The 18,151-nt window shown below is 68.5% G+C and carries 19 protein-coding genes; 8 read left to right on the top strand and 11 right to left on the bottom strand.

The window, feature by feature from the left end; genetic code table 11:
* Positions 1-32 precede the first annotated feature (32 nt).
* The gene (locus ASD66_RS12945; protein ID WP_056678242.1) at positions 33-221 is read right to left on the bottom strand and encodes a hypothetical protein; all 189 of its coding nucleotides are present in this window, start codon (positions 219-221) and stop codon (positions 33-35) included.
* A complete protein-coding gene (locus ASD66_RS12940) occupies positions 218-1,234 on the bottom strand; it encodes a zinc-dependent alcohol dehydrogenase family protein (RefSeq protein WP_056891141.1) in 1,017 nt (338 codons plus the stop codon). Before ASD66_RS12940 ends, ASD66_RS12945 begins: the two co-directional genes overlap by 4 nt.
* A gap of 66 nt (positions 1,235-1,300) precedes the next feature.
* Between ASD66_RS12940 and ASD66_RS12935 the strand changes: the two genes are divergently transcribed.
* Positions 1,301-2,830: a UDP-N-acetylglucosamine 1-carboxyvinyltransferase gene (locus ASD66_RS12935; RefSeq protein WP_056678238.1), complete on the top strand. Its 1,530-nt coding sequence runs from the start codon at positions 1,301-1,303 to the stop codon at positions 2,828-2,830.
* A gap of 39 nt (positions 2,831-2,869) precedes the next feature.
* On the opposite strand, the gene ASD66_RS24745 is transcribed toward ASD66_RS12935, so the two are convergent.
* Complete coding sequence (locus ASD66_RS24745; protein ID WP_056678236.1) at positions 2,870-3,136, bottom strand: zf-TFIIB domain-containing protein; 267 nt, start codon at positions 3,134-3,136, stop codon at positions 2,870-2,872.
* A 105-nt stretch (positions 3,137-3,241) separates the two neighbouring features.
* Here ASD66_RS24745 and ASD66_RS12925 point away from each other — a divergent pair, with 105 nt between their 5' ends.
* The 3 genes from ASD66_RS12925 (at position 3,242) to ASD66_RS12915 (ending at position 5,969) form a co-directional block, all read left to right on the top strand.
* The gene (locus ASD66_RS12925; RefSeq protein WP_235530078.1) at positions 3,242-4,036 is read left to right on the top strand and encodes a glycerophosphodiester phosphodiesterase; all 795 of its coding nucleotides are present in this window, start codon (positions 3,242-3,244) and stop codon (positions 4,034-4,036) included.
* A gap of 4 nt (positions 4,037-4,040) precedes the next feature.
* Positions 4,041-5,399: an MFS transporter gene (locus ASD66_RS12920; RefSeq protein ID WP_056678233.1), complete on the top strand. Its 1,359-nt coding sequence runs from the start codon at positions 4,041-4,043 to the stop codon at positions 5,397-5,399.
* Positions 5,400-5,579: 180 nt separating this feature from the next.
* Positions 5,580-5,969, top strand: a complete 390-nt coding sequence (locus ASD66_RS12915) for an RNA polymerase-binding protein RbpA (protein WP_056891139.1) — start codon at positions 5,580-5,582, stop codon at positions 5,967-5,969.
* On the opposite strand, the gene ASD66_RS12910 is transcribed toward ASD66_RS12915, so the two are convergent.
* From ASD66_RS12910 to lnt, 3 genes are read right to left on the bottom strand one after another with little or no spacing between them, the layout of a single operon-like run.
* Complete coding sequence (locus ASD66_RS12910; protein ID WP_056679413.1) at positions 5,966-6,451, bottom strand: FxsA family protein; 486 nt, start codon at positions 6,449-6,451, stop codon at positions 5,966-5,968. The two genes, ASD66_RS12915 and ASD66_RS12910, sit on opposite strands and share 4 nt — an antisense overlap.
* Before the next feature lie 5 nt (positions 6,452-6,456).
* The gene (locus tag ASD66_RS12905; RefSeq protein WP_056679411.1) at positions 6,457-7,182 is read right to left on the bottom strand and encodes a polyprenol monophosphomannose synthase; all 726 of its coding nucleotides are present in this window, start codon (positions 7,180-7,182) and stop codon (positions 6,457-6,459) included.
* A gap of 26 nt (positions 7,183-7,208) precedes the next feature.
* Positions 7,209-8,744 (bottom strand): apolipoprotein N-acyltransferase, encoded by a 1,536-nt coding sequence (lnt, locus tag ASD66_RS12900; RefSeq protein WP_056891138.1) that lies wholly within the window; start codon positions 8,742-8,744, stop codon positions 7,209-7,211.
* A gap of 622 nt (positions 8,745-9,366) precedes the next feature.
* Between lnt and ASD66_RS12895 the strand changes: the two genes are divergently transcribed.
* Together ASD66_RS12895 and ASD66_RS12890 are read left to right on the top strand one after the other, a co-directional pair.
* A complete protein-coding gene (locus ASD66_RS12895; RefSeq protein ID WP_056891137.1) occupies positions 9,367-10,821 on the top strand; it encodes a KamA family radical SAM protein in 1,455 nt (484 codons plus the stop codon).
* 146 nt (positions 10,822-10,967) lie between these two features.
* Positions 10,968-11,444, top strand: coding sequence for a VOC family protein (locus ASD66_RS12890; protein WP_056678225.1), 477 nt, complete (start codon positions 10,968-10,970; stop codon positions 11,442-11,444).
* A 16-nt stretch (positions 11,445-11,460) separates the two neighbouring features.
* On the opposite strand, the gene ASD66_RS12885 is transcribed toward ASD66_RS12890, so the two are convergent.
* Positions 11,461-11,901, bottom strand: a complete 441-nt coding sequence (locus ASD66_RS12885) for an Lrp/AsnC family transcriptional regulator (protein ID WP_200950020.1) — start codon at positions 11,899-11,901, stop codon at positions 11,461-11,463.
* A gap of 52 nt (positions 11,902-11,953) precedes the next feature.
* Between ASD66_RS12885 and ASD66_RS12880 the strand changes: the two genes are divergently transcribed.
* Together ASD66_RS12880 and ASD66_RS12875 are read left to right on the top strand one after the other, a co-directional pair.
* Positions 11,954-12,862 carry a 5'-3' exonuclease gene (locus tag ASD66_RS12880; protein ID WP_056679408.1) on the top strand — a complete coding sequence of 303 codons (909 nt, stop codon included), beginning with the start codon at positions 11,954-11,956 and terminating at the stop codon, positions 12,860-12,862.
* Positions 12,863-12,897: 35 nt separating this feature from the next.
* Entirely contained in the window at positions 12,898-13,296 is a 399-nt protein-coding gene (locus ASD66_RS12875) for a DUF3054 domain-containing protein (RefSeq protein ID WP_056678220.1), read from the top strand.
* On the opposite strand, the gene ASD66_RS12870 is transcribed toward ASD66_RS12875, so the two are convergent.
* The 4 genes from ASD66_RS12870 to tatC are packed head-to-tail and all read right to left on the bottom strand — an operon-like array spanning position 13,275 to position 18,097.
* Positions 13,275-16,016 carry a DEAD/DEAH box helicase gene (locus ASD66_RS12870; RefSeq protein WP_235530077.1) on the bottom strand — a complete coding sequence of 914 codons (2,742 nt, stop codon included), beginning with the start codon at positions 16,014-16,016 and terminating at the stop codon, positions 13,275-13,277. The genes ASD66_RS12875 and ASD66_RS12870 overlap by 22 nt on opposite strands.
* Complete coding sequence (locus ASD66_RS12865; protein WP_056891135.1) at positions 16,013-16,894, bottom strand: diacylglycerol/lipid kinase family protein; 882 nt, start codon at positions 16,892-16,894, stop codon at positions 16,013-16,015. Before ASD66_RS12865 ends, ASD66_RS12870 begins: the two co-directional genes overlap by 4 nt.
* A gap of 28 nt (positions 16,895-16,922) precedes the next feature.
* Positions 16,923-17,330 carry a hypothetical protein gene (locus tag ASD66_RS12860; protein WP_056678213.1) on the bottom strand — a complete coding sequence of 136 codons (408 nt, stop codon included), beginning with the start codon at positions 17,328-17,330 and terminating at the stop codon, positions 16,923-16,925.
* Positions 17,327-18,097, bottom strand: a complete 771-nt coding sequence (gene tatC / locus ASD66_RS12855) for a twin-arginine translocase subunit TatC (protein WP_235530076.1) — start codon at positions 18,095-18,097, stop codon at positions 17,327-17,329. Before tatC ends, ASD66_RS12860 begins: the two co-directional genes overlap by 4 nt.
* Positions 18,098-18,151 lie beyond the last annotated feature (54 nt).

Genomic DNA, 18,151 nt, shown 5'->3' with positions numbered 1-18,151 from the left:
TCTCGACTTCAGCTCCCCCGACGAGAACCTGGTCAGCGGCGCTTCTGGAACGTGACGAACAACAGGGCCACACCGAGTCCGGCGATGACGGGGCCGGCGTACGCCCAGAAGGTGCTGCCGGTCATCGCGCTTCCCTCGATGGCGCCGAGGCCCTGGCCCCAGAAGAGGAACCCGAGGAGGACCAGAAGGACGCCGACGGTGATGCGGATGCCGCGGCTCATGGCTGCACCATGACCTTCGTCGCTGTGCGCTCGTCCATCGCCTTGTAGGCATCGGCCACCTGGTCGAGTGGCAGGGTCAGGTCGAAGACGAGGCCGGGGTTGATCGTGCCGTCCACGACGCGCTCGAGCAGGTCGGGCAGGTAGGCCCGAACCGGCGCCATGCCACCGGCCAGGCCGACGTTGCGCTCGAACATCTTGCGCACCGGGAGCTCGACGCCGTGTGGAGCGCCGACGAAGCCGACGGTGGCTCCCGGCCGGGCGATCCTGAAGGCGGTCTTGATCGACTGGTCGGTGCCGACGCACTCGAGCACGGCGTCCGCGCCGATGCCGTTGGTGATCTCGGCGATCCGCTGCGCGCCCTCGTCGCCGCGTTCGGCGACGATGTCGGTGGCCCCGAAGGTCCGGGCGATCTCCTGGCGCGACTCATGGCGCGACATCGCGACCACGCGCTCGGCGCCCATCTGTGCCGCAGCGAGGACTCCGCAGAGTCCGACCGCGCCGTCACCGACCACGACGACCGTGTCGCCGGCCTTCACCCGAGCCGCGGTCGCTGCGTGCCAGCCGGTGGGCATCACATCGGCCAGGGCCAGCAGCGACGGGATCAGCGATTCGTCGGGCATGCCGTCGGTCCTGACCAAGGAGCCCTCGGCCTGGAACACCTTGGTGTACTCCGCCTGGCCGCTGTGGGTGAATCCGAGGTTGTCACACACCGAGTGCATGCCGACAGCACAGTGCGGGCAGGTGTTGTCAGCGTGACAGAACGGGATGACCACGAAGTCGCCCGGCTTGAAGCTGGTCACCGCCGCCCCGACTTCCTCGATGACCCCGACGGCCTCGTGGCCGATGGTGTCCCCCGCCGTGATCCGGTTCTCTCCCCGGTAGGGCCAGAGGTCGGAGCCGCAGACGCAGCCCGCGACGACCTTGACGATGGCGTCGGTAGGGGCATCGATGGTCGGGTCGGGCACCTCGGAGATCCTGATGTCCCGAGTGCCGTGGATGGTGGTGGCGCGCATGTGAAGAATCCTTGCACGCGGCGTGGGACTTTTGACGTATCTCATATCTGAGATACCGTCGTCGGCATGACTCAGGACTACCTCGGACGCATCGGCAACCTGATCCGCGATGCCCGCAAGCACCGCGGACTCACCCAGCAGCAGTTGGCCGACCTGCTCGCCACCAGTCAGTCTGCGGTCAACCGCATCGAGAAGGGTCACCAGAACCTCTCCCTCGAGATGCTGGCCCGCATCGGCTCCGCCCTCGACTCCGAGATCGTGGCGCTCGGCGCCGGCGGACCCACCCACCTGCGGGTCACCGGGCCGACGACGCTCTCGGGCACCATCGACGTGAAGTCTTCGAAGAACGCCGGTGTCGCCCTGCTCTGTGCCTCCCTGCTCAACAAGGGGCGTACGACGCTGCGCAAGGTCGCCCGCATCGAAGAGGTCAACCGCCTGCTCGAGGTGCTCGACAGCATCGGCGTCCAGACCCGGTGGCTCAACGACAGCAACGACCTCGAGATAGTGCCGCCGGCCCAGCTCGACCTGGCCAACATCGACGAGGAGGCCGCGCGCCGTACCCGCTCGATCATCATGTTCCTCGGCCCGCTCCTGCACCGTGAAGACGTCTTCGACCTGCCGTACGCCGGCGGCTGCAACCTCGGCGACCGCACGGTCCAGCCGCACATGGCCGCACTGCGCCCGTTCGGCCTCGACGTCAAGGCGACCGAGGGCAGCTACCACGCCACGGTCAACCGGGCCATCGAGCCGCTGCGTCCGATCGTGCTCACAGAGCGCGGCGACACCGTCACCGAGAACGCCCTGATGGCCGCCGCCCTGAACCCCGGCACCACGGTGATCCGCAACGCGTCGTCCAACTACATGGTCCAGGACCTCTGCTTCTACCTGCAGCGTCTCGGTGTCACGGTGGAGGGCATCGGGTCGACCACGCTGACGGTCACCGGTCGCACCCAGATCGACGTCGACGTGGACTACGCGCCCAGCGAGGACCCGATCGAGGCGATGTCACTGCTGGCCGCGGCCATCGTGACCAACTCCGAGATCACCATCCGCCGGGTGCCGATCGAGTTCCTCGAGATCGAGCTGGCCACCCTCGAGGAGATGGGCTTCAACTACAGCCGCTCCGAGGAGTACTTCGCGGAGAACGGCCACACCCGTCTTGTCGACGTCTCCACGCGCCAGTCGCAGCTGCGGGCGCCGATGGACAAGATCCACCCGATGCCGTTCCCGGGCCTCAACATCGACAACCTGCCGTTCTTCGCGGTGATCGCCGCCGTCGCCGAGGGCCAGACGCTGCTGCACGACTGGGTCTACGAGAACCGCGCCATCTACCTCACCGAGCTGACCAAGCTCGGCGCACAGGTGAAGCTGCTCGACCCGCACCGGGTGCTGGTCGAGGGGCCCACACGCTGGTCGGGCACCGAGATCGTCTGCCCGCCCGCGCTGCGTCCCGCAGTGGTGATCCTGCTGGCCATGCTGGCGTCGAAGGGCACCTCGGTACTGCGTTCGACGTACGTGATCCACCGTGGCTACGAGGACCTCGCCGAGCGGCTGAACACCCTCGGTGCCAACATCGTCACCTTCCGCGACATCTGAGGCTCGCGGGCCGGGTCGCCCCGCGCGGGGCGACCGGGCTCAGGTGAAGAGCGTGGCGATGAACGCGGGAGCCCGTGGTGCCATCGGCGGGGGCTTGCTCATGTCGGCCGTGATGCGTGGGAGCGGGGCGGTGTGGAAGCCGCCGCCCTCACGGTGCCAGTCGTTCTCGGCGTCGATGAACTCGCCCAGGTCGGCCCGGGCCAAGAACACGCCGTGCCCCTCGGGGCACTGGTTGACACTCATCCGGCCGAGATCGCGTTCGACCATCTCGGCGCCGCAGTTCGGGCACTTCAGCGAGTCCTCCATGGGGCGCACGTTACTCCTTTGTGGGCAAGGAATCTGAGTATCCGGGCGCATGCCGCGCCGTCGTTTCGGGGACACGATTGCCCCATGTGCGTGTTGAATGCAGTCGTGACCCGACGCCCCACAGGATTCCCGTTCCTCGACGAGCCCACCGGACCGCTCGCCTTCGCCCATCGGGGCGGTGCCTTCCACCCCGAGATCGAGGGGTTGGAGAACACCATGGCGGCATTCCAGCACGCCTTCGACCTCGGCTACCGCTACCTCGAGACCGACGTGCACGCCACCCGCGACGGCGTCCTGCTCGCCTTCCACGACACCGTCCTCGACCGGGTCACCGACCGTAAGGGCGAGATCGCGGCGCTGACCTACGCCGAGGTGCAGGGCGCGCTGATCGGTGGCAAGGAGCGGGTGCCGACCCTGGCCGAGCTCTTCGACGCGTTCCCCGGAGCCCGGTTCAACATCGACATCAAGTCGGCTGCCGCCGTACGCCCGCTGGCCGACTTCATCGGAGCCCGTGAGGCCTACGACCGGGTCCTGGTCGGTTCCTTCAACGGTCGCAGCCTCGGCCAGTTCCGCAGGCTGACCGGCGGACGGGTGCCCACCAGCGCGCACCCGCTGGAGGTGGTGGTCTGGGTGCTCTCCCCCACCGGACGGATCGCCCGACTGCTGACCCGCGGCCACGTCGCCGCGCTGCAGATACCCCACCGCAGGGGGCCGATCCCGGTGGCCAGCCGGTGGCTGGTGCGCAAGGCGCACGCCGTCGGCACCCATGTGCACGTCTGGACGATCGACGAGCCGGCCGAAATGGTCGAGCTGCTCGAACGTGGTGTCGACGGCCTGATGACCGATCGCACCGACATACTCAAGACCGTGCTCGTCGAGCACGGCCACTGGGAGGGATGAGCACATGGCGGACAACGGAGTCAGCGGCATTGCGGACCTGAGGCCGCTGGCGCGGGCACGGGAGCAGAAGGCCTGGTACTGGTACGACTGGGCCAACTCGGCCTACGTCACCACCGTGTCGACGGTCATGCTCGGCCCCTACCTGATCGCGATCGCGAAGAACGCGGCGGTCGACAACCGCATCGACGTCCTCGGACTCTCGATCGCACCCGGGGCCCTGCCGTCGTACCTCGTCACCTTCTCCACGATCCTGTCGGCGATCCTGCTGCCGCTGCTCGGCGCGGTGGCCGACCGTACGGCGAACAAGAAGGGTCTGCTCGCCGGCTTCGCGTGGACCGGTGCCGCGTTCGCCTCCCTGCTGTTCTTCTGCAAGGGCGAGAACTGGCAGATCGGTGCGATCGCGGTGATCGGGGCGAACCTCTGCCTCGGCGCGTCCACCGTGTTCAACGACTCGATCCTGCCGTTGATCTCCACCGAGGAGGAACGCGACCGGGTCTCCTCGCGGGGCTGGGCCTGGGGCTACCTCGGCGGCGGACTGCTGCTGGTCGTGAACCTGGTCATGTTCCTGTTCCACGACACGTTCGGCATGTCCGAGGGCTTCTCGGTGCGGCTGAGCATGCTCTCGGCGGCGATCTGGTGGGCGGGGTTCACGTTCATCCCCTACCTGCGCCTGCGCAACCACGAGCCGGTCCACGTGGTCGCCGAGGAGGGCGGCATCATCTCGCAGAGCTTCGGCCAGCTCTGGGCCACGCTCAAGGACATGAAGAACTACCCGATGGCGCTGACCTTCCTCGGCGCCTACCTCTTCTTCAACGACGGCATCCAGACCGTCATCGCGTCGTCCTCGATCTATGGCGCCGAGGAGCTCGGCTTCGGCACGTCGGTGCTGATCGGGACGATCCTGATGGTCCAGTTCGTCGCGTTCGCGGGCGCCCTGGTCTTCGGCAAGGCAGCCGAGAAGTACGGCGCGAAACAGGTCATCCTCGTCGGGTTGGTCATCTGGATGGCCATCGTGGCGGTGGCCCTGGTCCTGCCCAAGGAGCAGATCGTGCCGTTCCTGGCGATGGGCTTCGCGATCGGTCTGGTGCTCGGCGGCACGCAGGCACTGGCCCGCTCCTACTTCTCCCTGCTGATCCCCCGCGGGCGTGAGGGTGAGTTCTTCAGCTTCTACCACGCGATGGACCGAGGTACCTCGTGGTTCGGCACGCTCACCTTCGGTGTGGTCTACCAGCTGACCGACTCCTACCGGCCGGCCATCTTCGCCCTCATCGCGTTCTTCGTCCTCGGTGGCCTGCTGCTCCTGAAGGTGGACACCGCGCGCGGGATCCGCGAAGCCGGTAACGTGGAGCCGTCGGTCATCTAGATCCTCCCGGAGTGAGCCCCGAACGTGCGTTCGGCCACATTCAGCTCTCCTGAGGAATCCTTGGCCCCCGTCGTACGTTTGTAGGTGTGACGTGGCACGCACGAAAGCCCCGTCATGGTTGTGGGGGGACTCCGTCTCAACCACGAAGAGACAAATCAGAACGTCAATCGGAGGTAGCTCATGGCGGAGCGCACATTGCGCGGAGCCCGGCTCGGAGGCCAGAGCTTCGAGGACGAGCGCGGCATCGAGTTCGCAGCACGTCAGCAGGTGGGCTATGCCTGCCCGCAGGGTCACAAGTTCGAGGTCCCGATGTCCGTCGAGGCGGACATCCCGGCCAACTGGGAATGCCCCAAGTGTGGGGCGGTCGCGCTGAACGTCGACGGCATCCTCCCCGAGGAGAAGGCTGAGAAGCCGGCTCGTACTCACTGGGACATGCTGCTCGAGCGTCGCTCGATCAAGGAGCTCGAAGACATCCTCAGCGAGCGGCTCGAGCTGCTCCGCGGTGGAGAGATCGGCCCGGCGCACCTGCACCGCGCCTCGAAGAGCAAGAAGAAGAAGGCGTCCGTCTAGTTCGACGGGTCGTCATCGACGACTTCGCCCTCGACCACGGTTCCCTGTGAACCGGGTCGGGGGCGCTTGTCATTTCCGCCCCCGAACGGCAGGTCGGTGACCAGCCGTGCCGCGACGAACCGGGACAGTCCTCGGCGGGCCAACGGTCGGGTGAACGGGAGGACGAGCAGCAGGCCCACGATGTCGAGCACGAAACCGGGCGAGAGCATGAGCATGCCGCCGGACAGCACCAGGATGCCGTCGGCGATCTCCTTGGCCGGCATCCGGCCGCTGGAGAGCGCCTGGCTGAACGCGGACATCGCGCGGGCGCCCTCATGCTTGATCAGCCAGGCGCCGAGGAGGCTGTCGGCGATCAGCAGCAGGATCGTCCAGCCGACGCCGATCACCTGGCCGACCTGGATCAGCACGTAGATCTCGAGCAGCGGGATCCCGAAGAACAGGACCGCGATCAGCAGTCCGGGCAGCCGACGACGGCGAGGCATGGTCGTCAGCGCCCGCGCCGGAAGGTGCGCTTGAGGCGGGCCCACCGCTCGTGCAGGCCCCAGCGGGTGATCCGCTTCAGGGACTCGGTCGCCACCGAACCGCTCATCTTGGAGTCGCCGCGCTCGCGCTCGATGAACTCGATCGGCACCTCGGCGACGGTGCCGCCGGTCTGCAGTGTGCGCCACGCCATGTCGGTCTGGAAGACGTAGCCGGTGGACTCGACCGTGTCGATGTCGATGGCCTCCAGCGTGGCCCGCTTGAAGACCCGGAACCCGGCGGTGGCGTCCTTTATCTTCACGCCGAGCAACAGGCGGACGTAGAGGTTGCCGCCCCGGGAGAGGAACTCACGGGACCTGGGCCAGTTGACCACCGAACCGCCCGGGATCCACCGGGAGCCGATGACCAGGTCGGCGGTGCGCAGCGCGTCGAGCAGCCTGTGCAGCTGCTCGGGCTGGTGGGACCCGTCGGCGTCCATCTCGCCGATCACGTCGTAGCCCAGGTCAAGGGCGACCCGGAAGCCGTGCAGGTACGCCGCACCGAGCCCGGCCTTCTCCGTGCGGTGCACGACGGTGATCTGGGGATCGGCCTCGGCGAGCTTGTCGGCCAGCTTGCCGGTGCCGTCGGGAGAGTTGTCGTCGACGATCATCACGTCGACGCCGGGTTGGGCCTCGCGCAGGCGCGCGACGATCCACTCGATGTTGAGCGACTCGTTGTACGTCGGAATCACCATCACGACGCGGCCCAGTCCGTCGTACGTCACGCGTTGTCCCCTTGGTCGTCCGGCTCGGGATCCGCCTCGTGGGGGACCCGCTTCCTGCGTTGCAGACGATACGACAGCAGGGGGAACAGCGCCGCACCGAGGGCGAGCGGCACGGTGAGTCGCCCGAGCCACGGCCCGACCACCATCGCCGGCGGCGTGCCGTCCGCCAGGCGCACCTCCTGCACGAGGACGTCGCGGGTGCGCGGTTCGATCGCCTTGATCACGTTGCCGTCGGCACCGATGACTCCGCTGCGACCGTTCACCGCCGCCACCACGACGGTGCGTCCGGTCTCGAGGGCGCGCAGTCGGCTGATCGCGAACTGCTGCTCGATCTGGCCGGTGTGGATGAACATCGCGTTGGAGGTCTGTACGACGAGCAGGTCGGCCCCACGACGTACCTGGTCGGTGACCGTGTCGTCGTAGGAGACGTCGAAGCAGATCACGTCGGCCACCTTGAGGCCGTCGACGCGCAGGGGTTCGACGCCGGTGCCGCTGAGCATGTCGCGCGGCACCATCTCCAGACGGCCGAAGTTGGCGGTGCCGAAGCGTTGCCGATACGGGATGTACTCGCCGAACGGCACGGGGTGACGCTTCGTGTAGCGGTCGCCCGCACCTGTCACCGGGTCGTAGACGATCCCCTGGTTGAGCACGTGCTCCCGATCGGCGTCGACGATGGCGCCGACCAGGATCGGCACCCCGATCATCTGCGAGGTCAGCGAGAGCATCTGGCGGACGCTGCTGTCGAGGAACGGGTCGACCGCGGTCGTGTTCTCCGGCCAGACCACGAAGTCGGGGCGCTCGGCCTTGCCGTCCTCCACCTGCTCCGCCAGCTCCTGGGTGAGTGCCATGTGGCTGGCGGTGACCTCGCGGTGGTGGGCGATCAGGTCGTCGCCGTTGCCGGGCACGTCGCCCTGAACGACCGCGACGGTCGCGGTCTCGTCGGAGGTCGCGTGGATCGGCACGAACCAGGGCACGACCACGGCCAGGACCGTGCCGCTGAGCACTCCCCCGGCCAGCACCTGCCGGTTGCGGAGGTTCTGCAGGCACCACAGCAGGACTGCCGAGCACAGCACGACCAGGAGGCTGACGCCGTTGGCGCCGACCCACGGGAACCAGCGCTCGAACGGGGTGTCGATGACCGCGAACGACACCCGGCCCCAGGTCAGCCCGCTCATCGGCCAGGCGCCGCGGAACGTCTCGACGGCCACCCAGACCACGGCTGACCACACCGGCCACCCCGGCAGCCGCGACACCGCGGCGAGGCCGACGCCGGCCAGGGCGAAGTAGAGCGCCTCGAACGTGGAGAGCGCGAGCCAGGCGTCGATGCCGATGACGCGCAGCCAGAACAGCAGGACCAGCATGTTGGCGAGCCCGAAGACCAGGCCGAGCAGCGCGGCGTACCGCGTCGACTGCTGGTGCACGCACCACAGGAAGAGGGCCAGGCCGAGTGGCAGGAGGACGACTGCTGCGACCGGCTCGAAGGCCAGTCCCACGGCGATCCCGCTGACCAGGGCGAGCAGGATGCGGAGCACCCGGCAAGGCTACCTGCGGGGTTCATGCAGGCGCGGGAGGGCCAGGCAACCCTTCGGACCTCCTCATCGGCGACTGGCGGCCGTCGGTGCGAAGTTGTCTACGGAGCTGGAGGCCCTCCCGCATCCGCCCTCGAGCGGCGGGACCGACCTCCGCGAGTCATCGGGGACCGGCACGTGGTGCTCGCACCGTCTCCGACGACCACCTGGACGTCGGTCCGCCATCACGATCTGCATGGGCGGACCCGGGCACTTTTGCCCACCAGTCCGGGCGCTGTCAACACGGCCTTGACCTGCACAAACTCGCGTTGTCGCAGGTCAGGCAGGGGGCCTGGTCGCCAAGAATTCATCATTGTTTTCCAGCAGCTCCGGCGTGTCTCGCGAGACACGCCGGAAGCGCGGTCCAGACCGGCCCGCGGAGCGCGCCAGGACACCCGCTGTTCACCCACGAAGTCCGACGCGAGGTCCGCCTTCGGTGGCAATTCCGCATCAGGACTCATCTTGCGGGACAATTTACGGTGTTGCATTTGAACTGCAGGATAATCTCCATCTATTCTGGTCTTTGAGGCCCACGTCACACCTCCGCCTCGCCATGCGTCCCCACGTCGTCCGACAGGAGCCTCCGATGAGCATCGAGACCTCGATCGCCTCCCTCACCGGTCAGCCGTACCCCTACCGTCGCACCGAGCTGGTCGAACCCGACTGGACCCGCTTCCCCGGATGGAAGGACGTCACCGTCGCGGAGTGGGAATCCGTGCAGTGGCAACGCTCGCACTGCATCAAGAACCTCAAGCAGCTGCGCGAGCTGCTCGGCGACCTCGTCGACGACCGGTTCTACGCCGACCTCGAGCGTGACCAGACCGAGCGGGCCACCATGTCGATGCTGGTGCCGCCGCAGATGATGAACACGATGGCGCCCACCACCGAACCCACGGGCCCGGGCTCACTCACCGACGCGTTCTACGCCGACCCGGTGCGCCACTACATGCTGCCGGTCTTCTCCGACCGCCGTACCGACTGGCCCTCACACCCGCACGCCACCCGTGACTCCCTGCACGAGCACGACATGTGGGTGGCCGAGGGCCTGACCCACCGCTACCCCACCAAGGTGCTGGCCGAGCTGCTGCCGACCTGCCCCCAGTACTGCGGCCACTGCACCCGCATGGACCTCGTCGGCAACTCCACGCCGGTGATCGAGAAGCTGAAGTTCACCGCAAAGCCCGTCGACCGGCTCGACTCGATGATGGACTACCTGCGCCGTACGCCGACGGTGCGCGACGTGGTCGTCTCCGGTGGCGACGTGGCCAACATGCCGTGGGCGCGGCTCGAGGACTTCCTGATGCGGTTGCTCGAGATCGAGAACATCCGCGACGTACGCCTGGCCACCAAGGCGCTCATGGGACTCCCCCAGCACTGGCTCCAGGACGACGTCGTCGACGGCATGACCCGGGTCGCCACGCTGGCCCGGTCGCGTGGTGTGTCGATCGCGATGCACACCCACGTCAACCACGCGAACTCGGTGACGCCGCTGGTGGCGAAGGCGGCGGCCACGATGCTCGAGACCGGCATCCGCGACGTGCGCAACCAGGGCGTGCTGCTCAACGGCGTCAACGCCGACCCGCACGCGCTGCTCGACCTGTGCTTCCGACTGCTCGACGGGGCGCAGATCATGCCCTACTACTTCTACATGTGCGACATGATTCCCTACTCCGAGCACTGGCGGGTCTCGGTCGCCGACGCGCAGCGCCTGCAGCACCACATCATGGGCTACCTGCCAGGCTTCGCGACGCCGCGGATCGTGTGTGACGTGCCGTTCGTCGGCAAGCGCTGGGTGCACCAGCTGGCGTCGTACGACGAGGTGCGCGGCATCTCCGGCTGGACGAAGAACTACCGCACCTCGATCGAGGCCACCGACCCCGAGGCCCTGTCGCGGGAGTACCACTACTACGACCCGATCCACACGCTGCCGCTCGAGGGCCAGAAGTGGTGGGCCGACCACGGGAACCTCGACGAGTCGGCCCTGCGCGCGGCCGAGGTCGCCGAGGCGTCGCGGCGCACGGCGGCACTGCAGGCTCACTGACTCAGCAACCACACGCGTCCGGGGGGACGGCTCAGCGGGTGTCATCCTGGGTGGATGGCACCCGCTGCTCATTTCGGGCCAGTGCGATGAATCCGGGGACGAGACCGGGTCGACACGACCACACACTCCGACGAAGGGACCATCCCATGCAGAAGATCGTCACCAACCTCTGGTTCGACGACAACGCCGAGGAAGCCATCGACCACTACATCTCGGTCCTGGGCGACGGCCGGGTGCTCAACGTCGTGAAGTACGACGCCACCGGGATGGGCGACGACGGCACCGCGATGGCCGTGGAGTTCGAGCTCCTCGGGCAACGGTTCGTGGGCATCAACGGCGGCCCCATGTTCACGTTCAGCGAGGCGATCTCCCTGGAGGTCCGTTGTGAGGACCAGGCGGAGATCGACCGGGTCTGGGACGCGCTGGTCGAGGGCGGCACCGAGCAGCCCTGCGGCTGGCTCAAGGACAAGTACGGCTTGTCGTGGCAGGTCGGCCCCAGCAACTTCACCGACTACACGACCGGCGATCCGGAGGCCGTGGCCAGGTTCATGAAGAAGATGCTGTCCACACAGGGCAAGTTCAACCTCGCCGAGCTCCAGGCCGCCTACGACGGCACCGCCTGAAGCGACGCGAACGGCGTCAGCCCGAGACGGGTCGGTTCTCGTAGGGCGTGGACAGCACGATCGTGGTGCGGGTGGACACGTTGGCGACCCCCCGGATCTTCGCGAGGAGGTCCTCGAGGTGGGCCGGCGTGGCCACCCGCACCTTGAGGATGTAGGACTCGTCCCCCGCCACCGACCAGCATGACTCGATCTGCGTGATGCCGCTCAACCGCTGGGGGTAGTCGTCGTCCTGCGAGGGGTCGATCGGCGTGATCGAGATGAACGCGGTCAACGGCAGGCCGGTCTGGTCGTGGTCGATCGTCGCGCCGTACCCCTTGATCAGGCCGCGCGTCTCCAGCCGCTTCACGCGCTGGTGCACCGCAGAGGTCGACAGTCCGGTCGCCTTGCCGAGGTCGGTGTAGGACATGCGGCCGTCGGTCGCCAGCAGCGTCAGGATGTGCCGATCGGTTTCTTCCACGCTGGCAGCGTAGCGAAGTGACACACTGTGCGCCGTGACCATCCAGCGACTGATGCTCCTCGACACTGCCAGCCTCTACTTCCGGGCGTTCTTCGGCGTCCCCGACTCGATGCGCGCGCCCGACGGCACGCCGGTCAACGCGGTCCGCGGACTGATGGACTTCATCAGCCGACTGGTCGGCGAGTACCAGCCCACGCACCTGGTCTGCTGCTGGGACAACGACTGGCGGCCGCAGTGGCGGGTCGACCTGATCCCGACGTACAAGGCGCACCGCGTGGTCGAGGAGGTGGCCGGAACCGACCCCGACGTCGAGGAGGTGCCCGACCCGCTCCAGGTGCAGATCCCGATCATCATCGACGTGCTCGAGGCCTTCGGCATCACGATCGTGGGTGCCGACGAGATGGAGGCCGACGACGTGATCGGCACCCTGGCCACCGGCGCGGGCATGCCGGTCGACATCGTCACCGGTGACCGCGACCTCTTCCAGCTGGTCGACGACGAGGCCGAGGTCCGGGTCCTCTACACCGCGCGCGGTGTGGGCAGGCACGAGCGCGTCGACAACGCGTGGGTGCGCGACAAGTACGGCGTCGACGCCCACCAGTACGCCGACTTCGCCACGCTGCGCGGCGACGCCTCCGACGGCCTCCCCGGGGTCAAGGGCGTCGGCGAGAAGACCGCGGCCACCCTGCTCGGTCGTTTTGTCGACATCAAGACAATCGTGGCGGCTGCGTTCGATCCCGAGACCGACATGGGACCCGGCCCGCGCGGCAAGATCAAGGACGCCGCCGACTACCTCGAGGTCGCGCCCACGGTGGTCGCCGTACGTCGCGACCTGGACCTGGGCGACCTCGACCTCACCATGCCGCGGACGCCGGCCGACCCCGAGCGCGTCGTAGAGCTCGACAAGCGGTGGGACCTCGGGAGCTCGGCGGTCCGGCTGGTCGAGGCCCTCCAGGGCTGAGCCGGCCGGCATCGCGACCCGGTAGGTTGGCGGCCATGTCGCGCCGTGCCCTTACCGTCCTGGCCCTCGACCTCGTGCTGGTCATCGTCTTCGCTGCGATCGGTCGTGCCGAGCACGACAAGGGCAACGTGGTCGTCGGGGTCCTCGACACCGCGTGGCCGTTCCTGGCCGGCGTGCTGGTCGGCTGGCTGCTGGTCCGTCAGCTCGGCAGGCGCGAAGCCACCGACATCGGGTCCGGCATCACCGTGGTGGTCAGTGCGGTCGTCATCGGGATGCTGCTCCGCGTGGTCACCGGCGACGGCACGGCGTTCTCGTTCATCGTCGTGGCCACGATCGTGCTCGGGGTGCTCCTGATCGGCTCACGCGCCGTCCACGGATGGGCCCTGGCCCGGGCCGCGCGCCAGGGTGCGGGCTACTCCGCGACGGACGAGTAGGACACCACCCCGCGTCGCAGGCGGTCGGCGGCCTCCAGGGCCACCGCGCGCAGCGGCGTACCGGCCGAGGCGTGTCCGACCTGCACCGCGAGGTCGAGCAGCTGCTTCATCACCCGCACGAAGTCGCCGGCGGCCAGGTCGATGCCGCCGAGGACGTCGTCGAGGGCATCGCCCTCGGCCCAGCGGTAGGCCGCCCACGCGAAGCCGATGTCGGGCTCACGGAGGAAGTCGAGCTTGTTGCTGCGCTCGAGCTCGTCGAGGTCGCTCCACAGGTGGACCAGGTCGCGCAGCGAGTCGCGGATCCGGCCGCTGGGCATCTTCGGTGAACGCGCGTCGTCGGGGCGCCGCGCCTCGAATGCCAGGGCGGAGAGCACGGCGGCCAGCTCCGAGGCGTCGAGGTCGTTCCAGAGACCCGTGCGGATCGCCTCCGCGGCCACCAGGTCCATGTCGGAGTAGATGCGCTGGAGGTGGACGCCGCGGTCGGTGACGGTGTCGCCGTCGATGTAGTCCATCGCGGTCAGCACGTCGCAGACGCGGTCGAACTGGCGGGCAATCGTGTTCGTGCGCGACTCCACCCGACGCTTGAGCGTGTTCGCCTCCTGCTGCAGCTTGAACCAGCGTTCGCCCCACCGGGCGTGGTCCTCACGCTCGGGGCACTCGTGGCACGGGTGCTCGCGCATCCGCTGGCGCAGCGCGGCGACCTCGGCCTCGACTCCTGAGAGGGCGGTGGCGTCGGAGCGCGATGACCGTGACGAACGCCGCGACGGCGGTGGCGGGGCGAACTTGTGGGTCCGGTTGCGCAGGGTCGAGGTCAGGTCACGTCGCATCTGCGGGTTGCGGCCGCTGAAGTTGCGCGGCACGCGGAGCGTGTCGAGCGACTCGACCGGGGTGGTGAAGTCGATCAGGGCCAGGCGCCGCGACTGACCGCCGGCGGTCACCACCGAGGGGCGCGGCTCGTCGTGCGAGAGCCCCGGATCGGTGACCACGGCATACCCGGCGAACTTTCCGTTGGGCACCAGGATCACGTCGCCGACCTTGAGCCGGGCCAGGGAGTTGATCACGTCGTCACGGTCGTCACGGCGTCGCGCCTTCGCTGCACCCTTCTCGACGTCGGAGAGCTTGCGGCGCAGTGCGGCGTACTCCATGAAGTCACCGCGGTCGCACTGGGCCGCCTCGGCGTAGCCGGTGAGTGCGTCCTCGCTCTTGCGCAGCTTGCGGGCCAGCCCGACCACCGCCTTGTCCGCCTGGAACTGCGCGAACGACGACTCGAGCAGCTGGCGGGAACGCTCCCTGCCGAACTGGTGCACCAGGTTGACCGCCATGTTGTACGACGGCCGGAACGACGAGCGCAACGGATAGGTGCGGGTGGACGCCAGACCGGCGACCTCCCCGGGGTTCATCCCCTGCTGCCAGAGCACCACCCCGTGCCCCTCGACGTCGAGGCCGCGGCGACCGGCCCGTCCGGTCAGCTGGGTGTACTCCCCCGGCGTCAGGTCGACGTGGGCCTCACCGTTCCACTTCGAGAGCTTCTCGAGCACGACGGTGCGGGCGGGCATGTTGATACCCAGGGCGAGCGTCTCGGTGGCGAACACGACCCGGCACAGCCCCCGTAGGTAGAGCTCCTCGACGCACTGCTTGAACCGCGGCAGCATTCCGGCGTGGTGGGCCGCCACGCCGCGGGTCAGCCCGTCGAGGAACTCGTGGTAGCCGAGCACCTCGAGGTCGTCCTCGGGCAGGTCGCGGCACTGCTCCTCGACGAACGCGAAGATCTCGTCGCGCTCCTCGGGGGTGGTCAGCCGCAGGTTGGCGTTGAGGCACTGCTGGACGGCCGCGTCGCAGCCGACCCGGCTGAAGATGAACACGATGGCCGGCAGCAGGCCCTCGGCGTCCAGTCGGGACACGATGTCGAAACGCGTCGGCTGGTAGTGCCGTCGGCCCTGCGGCTTGGAGCCGCGGCCACGGTTGCCCTTCTTGTCGCGACGATCCTTGAAGCGGGTCGCCGCCCAGTCGTCGCGGGCCACCCGCAGCAGGTGCGGGTTGACCTTGGCGCCCTCCTGGGCGAAGCCGGCCTGGGCCAGCTCTTCCTCGTCGGCGAAGAGGTCGTGCAGCTGCTTGCCGACCATCACGTGCTGGAAGAGCGGGACGGGCCGGTGCTCCTCGACGATGGTGGTCACCTCGCCGCGCACCGTGGCCAGCCACTCGCCGAACTCCTCGGCGTTCGAGACGGTGGCGCTCAGCGAGATCACCGAGACGCTCTCGGGGAGGTGGATGATCACCTCTTCCCAGACGGCACCGCGGGAGCGGTCGGCAAGGTAGTGCACCTCGTCCATCACCACGAAGCCCAGGCCGGTCAGCGTGCGCGAGCCGGCGTAGAGCATGTTGCGCAGCACCTCGGTGGTCATCACCACGACCGGCGCCTCGCCGTTGATGGTGTTGTCACCGGTCAGCAGGCCGACCTTGTCGGCGCCGTACCGCTTGACCAGGTCGGCGTACTTCTGGTTGCTCAGCGCCTTGATCGGGGTGGTGTAGAAGCACTTGCGGCCGGACTGCACCGCAAGGTGTACGGCGAACTCGCCGACGATCGTCTTGCCGGAGCCGGTCGGTGCGGCGACGAGGACGCCCTTGCCCTCCTCGACCTCGCGACAGGCCCGCACCTGGAAGTCGTCGAGCGGGAAGTCGTAGAGCGTCGAGAACTCGCGCAGGGACGGGTGGTCGTTCACAGCAGCACCTCCAGCGCCAGCGGGGGGCACTCGATGGTCAACGGCAGTGCGCCGAAGCGTTCCCCGTCGGCGTAGCCGACGATTCCGGGTGTGGCCACGGTGACCCTACGCACCCGGTGGTGCTCGTAGGCCGGGTGCGTGGTGTGCGTGCCCGAGAACAGCTTCGGGTAGGTCCGGATCAGCTCGGGGCGGGACATGGCCTTGATGATGACGACATCGAGGAACCCGTCGTCGAGCAGGGCCCCCTCGGTGATCCGCAGGCCGCCGCCGAACGAGGGCCCGTTGCCCACGGCGACCAGCATCGCGTCGAGGGTGCGCGTCTCGCCGTCGAGCTCGAGCGTGTAGTGCAGGGGCCGGAACGTGCGCAGCTCGGCGAGCGTGGCCAGGTTGTAGCGCATCTGGCCGCGCGGCCAGGTCATGTCGTTGGCCCGTTCGTTGACGATGGCGTCGAAGCCCGCGGCGAGCACGGTGACGAACCAACGGTCGCCGCAGCGGGCCAGGTCCATCCGCCGTCGTCGCGAGGCGACCACCCGGTCGGCGGCGGCCAGCGGGTCGGTGCGCGAGATGTTGAGGTAGCGGGCCACGTCGTTGCCGGTGCCGGCCGGAATGATGCCGAGCGGGGTGTCCGTGCCGGCGAGCGCCTGCACGGCCAGGTGCACCAGCCCGTCGCCGCCGCAGGCGACCAGCGCGTGGCATCCGTCGGAGACCGCACCACGGGCCAACGCCTCAGCCTCCTCCGCGGACGTGCCCTGCAGGAGTCGTACGTCGAAGCCGGCGTCACGCAGCCGTGGCGCGGCCAGCGAGGCGTAGCGGGCACCCTTGCCCCGGCCGGCCGTCGGGTTGACGAGAAGGGCGATCTCTCGACGTGGTGTGGACACGTGCCCGACCCTATAGGGCAGGTCTGCCCTATCCGTGGTCGTCGACCACGCCGAGCCGCATCGCGGCGACGAAGTTCTCGGGCGGGGCACCGACCGCCTTCGCCAGCCGGGCCAGGGCGGTCAGGATCCGGTCGGCGGTGAAGCCGGTGCCCGGCACGGCCAACGTGAGGCGGTCCTCGTGCTCGACCAGGAGCACCTGTCCGTTGCGCCAGGCCTGGTGCGCCAGGACCCGGGTCGCGTCGTCGGTCACCGGTTCCGGCCAGGCCCGGTCGACACCCAGCAGGTCGCAGGGCAGCTCGACGTGGTCACCGACCAGGAGGCCGTGCACCAGGTGCCCGCCCAACCGGTCTGCGGCCGCCTCGGCGTGCCAGGTCACGTCGCCGGTGCCGAGCCACTCGGGCAGGTCGAACGCATCGACCGTCGCCAGGCCCCTCACAGGGGCGACAACTCGTCGTCGCCGACACCGTGGAGGGGATCGGCGTTGTTCTTGCGGCGGTCGAGGATGCGGCAGATGACCTCGGAGATGGCGAAAAGCCCGACCATCGGGATGGCCAGGAACAGCATCGAGAAGGGGTCGGTCGAGGGCGTCGCGACCGCCGCGAAGACGAAGGTGCCGATGATGATCCACGGCCGGTGGTCCCCCAGCGCCTTGCCCTTCACGATGCCGGCCAGGTTGAGCAGGATCACGAAGACCGGGATCTCGAAGGCGATCCCGAAGACCAGCAGGGTGCGGGTGAGGAACGTCAGGTAGTCGCTGAACTCGATCAGGTTGGTCAGGTCGGCGGGGGTGAACGAGATCAACACCTCGAGACCCTTGGGCAGGGTCAGGTAGCCGACGTAGGCACCGATCAGGAACAGCGGCCCCGCAACGGCGGCGAAGACCCGTGACCACTTGCGCTCGTTGGCGTGCAGCCCCGGAAGGATGAACGCCCAGACCTGGTAGAGCCAGTAGGGACTGGTCACCACGAGAGCGGCCAGCCCGCAGAGCTTGAGGTGCAGCATCAGCGGGCCGCCGGCGCCGTTGATGGTGGCGGTGGTGGTGACGTCCTCGCCGAGAGCCTTCTGCGCGTCCTCGTAGGGACCCAGGATCAGCTGGAAGATCTGGTCGAAGAAGAACAAGGACACCGTGATGGCGACGACCAGCACCACCGTGATCCGCAGGATCCGGGCGCGCAGCTCGCGCAGGTGGTCGGAGATGGCCATCCGGCCATCGGCTCCCAGGCCGTGCATGGGTTTCGTGCTGAAGAGCGCGACGAC

This window comes from Nocardioides sp. Root151 (genome assembly GCF_001427925.1).
In the GTDB taxonomy this organism is placed as follows: Bacteria; Actinomycetota; Actinomycetes; order Propionibacteriales; family Nocardioidaceae; genus Nocardioides.
Note: the sequence above shows the minus strand (reverse complement) of the source record. Positions and strands in the feature narration are given on the sequence as shown.

What these genes read in the sequence shown, in the direction of transcription:
- ASD66_RS12945 (WP_056678242.1), bottom strand. Translation starts at nt 221, where the DNA reads ATGAGCCGCGGCATCCGCATCACCGTCGGCGTCCTTCTGGTCCTCCTC.
- ASD66_RS12940 (WP_056891141.1), bottom strand. Translation starts at nt 1,234, where the DNA reads ATGCGCGCCACCACCATCCACGGCACTCGGGACATCAGGATCTCCGAG.
- ASD66_RS12935 (WP_056678238.1), top strand. Translation starts at nt 1,301, where the DNA reads ATGACTCAGGACTACCTCGGACGCATCGGCAACCTGATCCGCGATGCC.
- ASD66_RS24745 (WP_056678236.1), bottom strand. Translation starts at nt 3,136, where the DNA reads ATGGAGGACTCGCTGAAGTGCCCGAACTGCGGCGCCGAGATGGTCGAA.
- ASD66_RS12920 (WP_056678233.1), top strand. Translation starts at nt 4,041, where the DNA reads ATGGCGGACAACGGAGTCAGCGGCATTGCGGACCTGAGGCCGCTGGCG.
- ASD66_RS12915 (WP_056891139.1), top strand. Translation starts at nt 5,580, where the DNA reads ATGGCGGAGCGCACATTGCGCGGAGCCCGGCTCGGAGGCCAGAGCTTC.
- ASD66_RS12910 (WP_056679413.1), bottom strand. Translation starts at nt 6,451, where the DNA reads ATGCCTCGCCGTCGTCGGCTGCCCGGACTGCTGATCGCGGTCCTGTTC.
- ASD66_RS12905 (WP_056679411.1), bottom strand. Translation starts at nt 7,182, where the DNA reads ATGGTGATTCCGACGTACAACGAGTCGCTCAACATCGAGTGGATCGTC.
- ASD66_RS12895 (WP_056891137.1), top strand. Translation starts at nt 9,367, where the DNA reads ATGAGCATCGAGACCTCGATCGCCTCCCTCACCGGTCAGCCGTACCCC.
- ASD66_RS12890 (WP_056678225.1), top strand. Translation starts at nt 10,968, where the DNA reads ATGCAGAAGATCGTCACCAACCTCTGGTTCGACGACAACGCCGAGGAA.
- ASD66_RS12880 (WP_056679408.1), top strand. Translation starts at nt 11,954, where the DNA reads ATGCTCCTCGACACTGCCAGCCTCTACTTCCGGGCGTTCTTCGGCGTC.
- ASD66_RS12875 (WP_056678220.1), top strand. Translation starts at nt 12,898, where the DNA reads ATGTCGCGCCGTGCCCTTACCGTCCTGGCCCTCGACCTCGTGCTGGTC.
- tatC (WP_235530076.1), bottom strand. Translation starts at nt 18,097, where the DNA reads ATGGCCATCTCCGACCACCTGCGCGAGCTGCGCGCCCGGATCCTGCGG.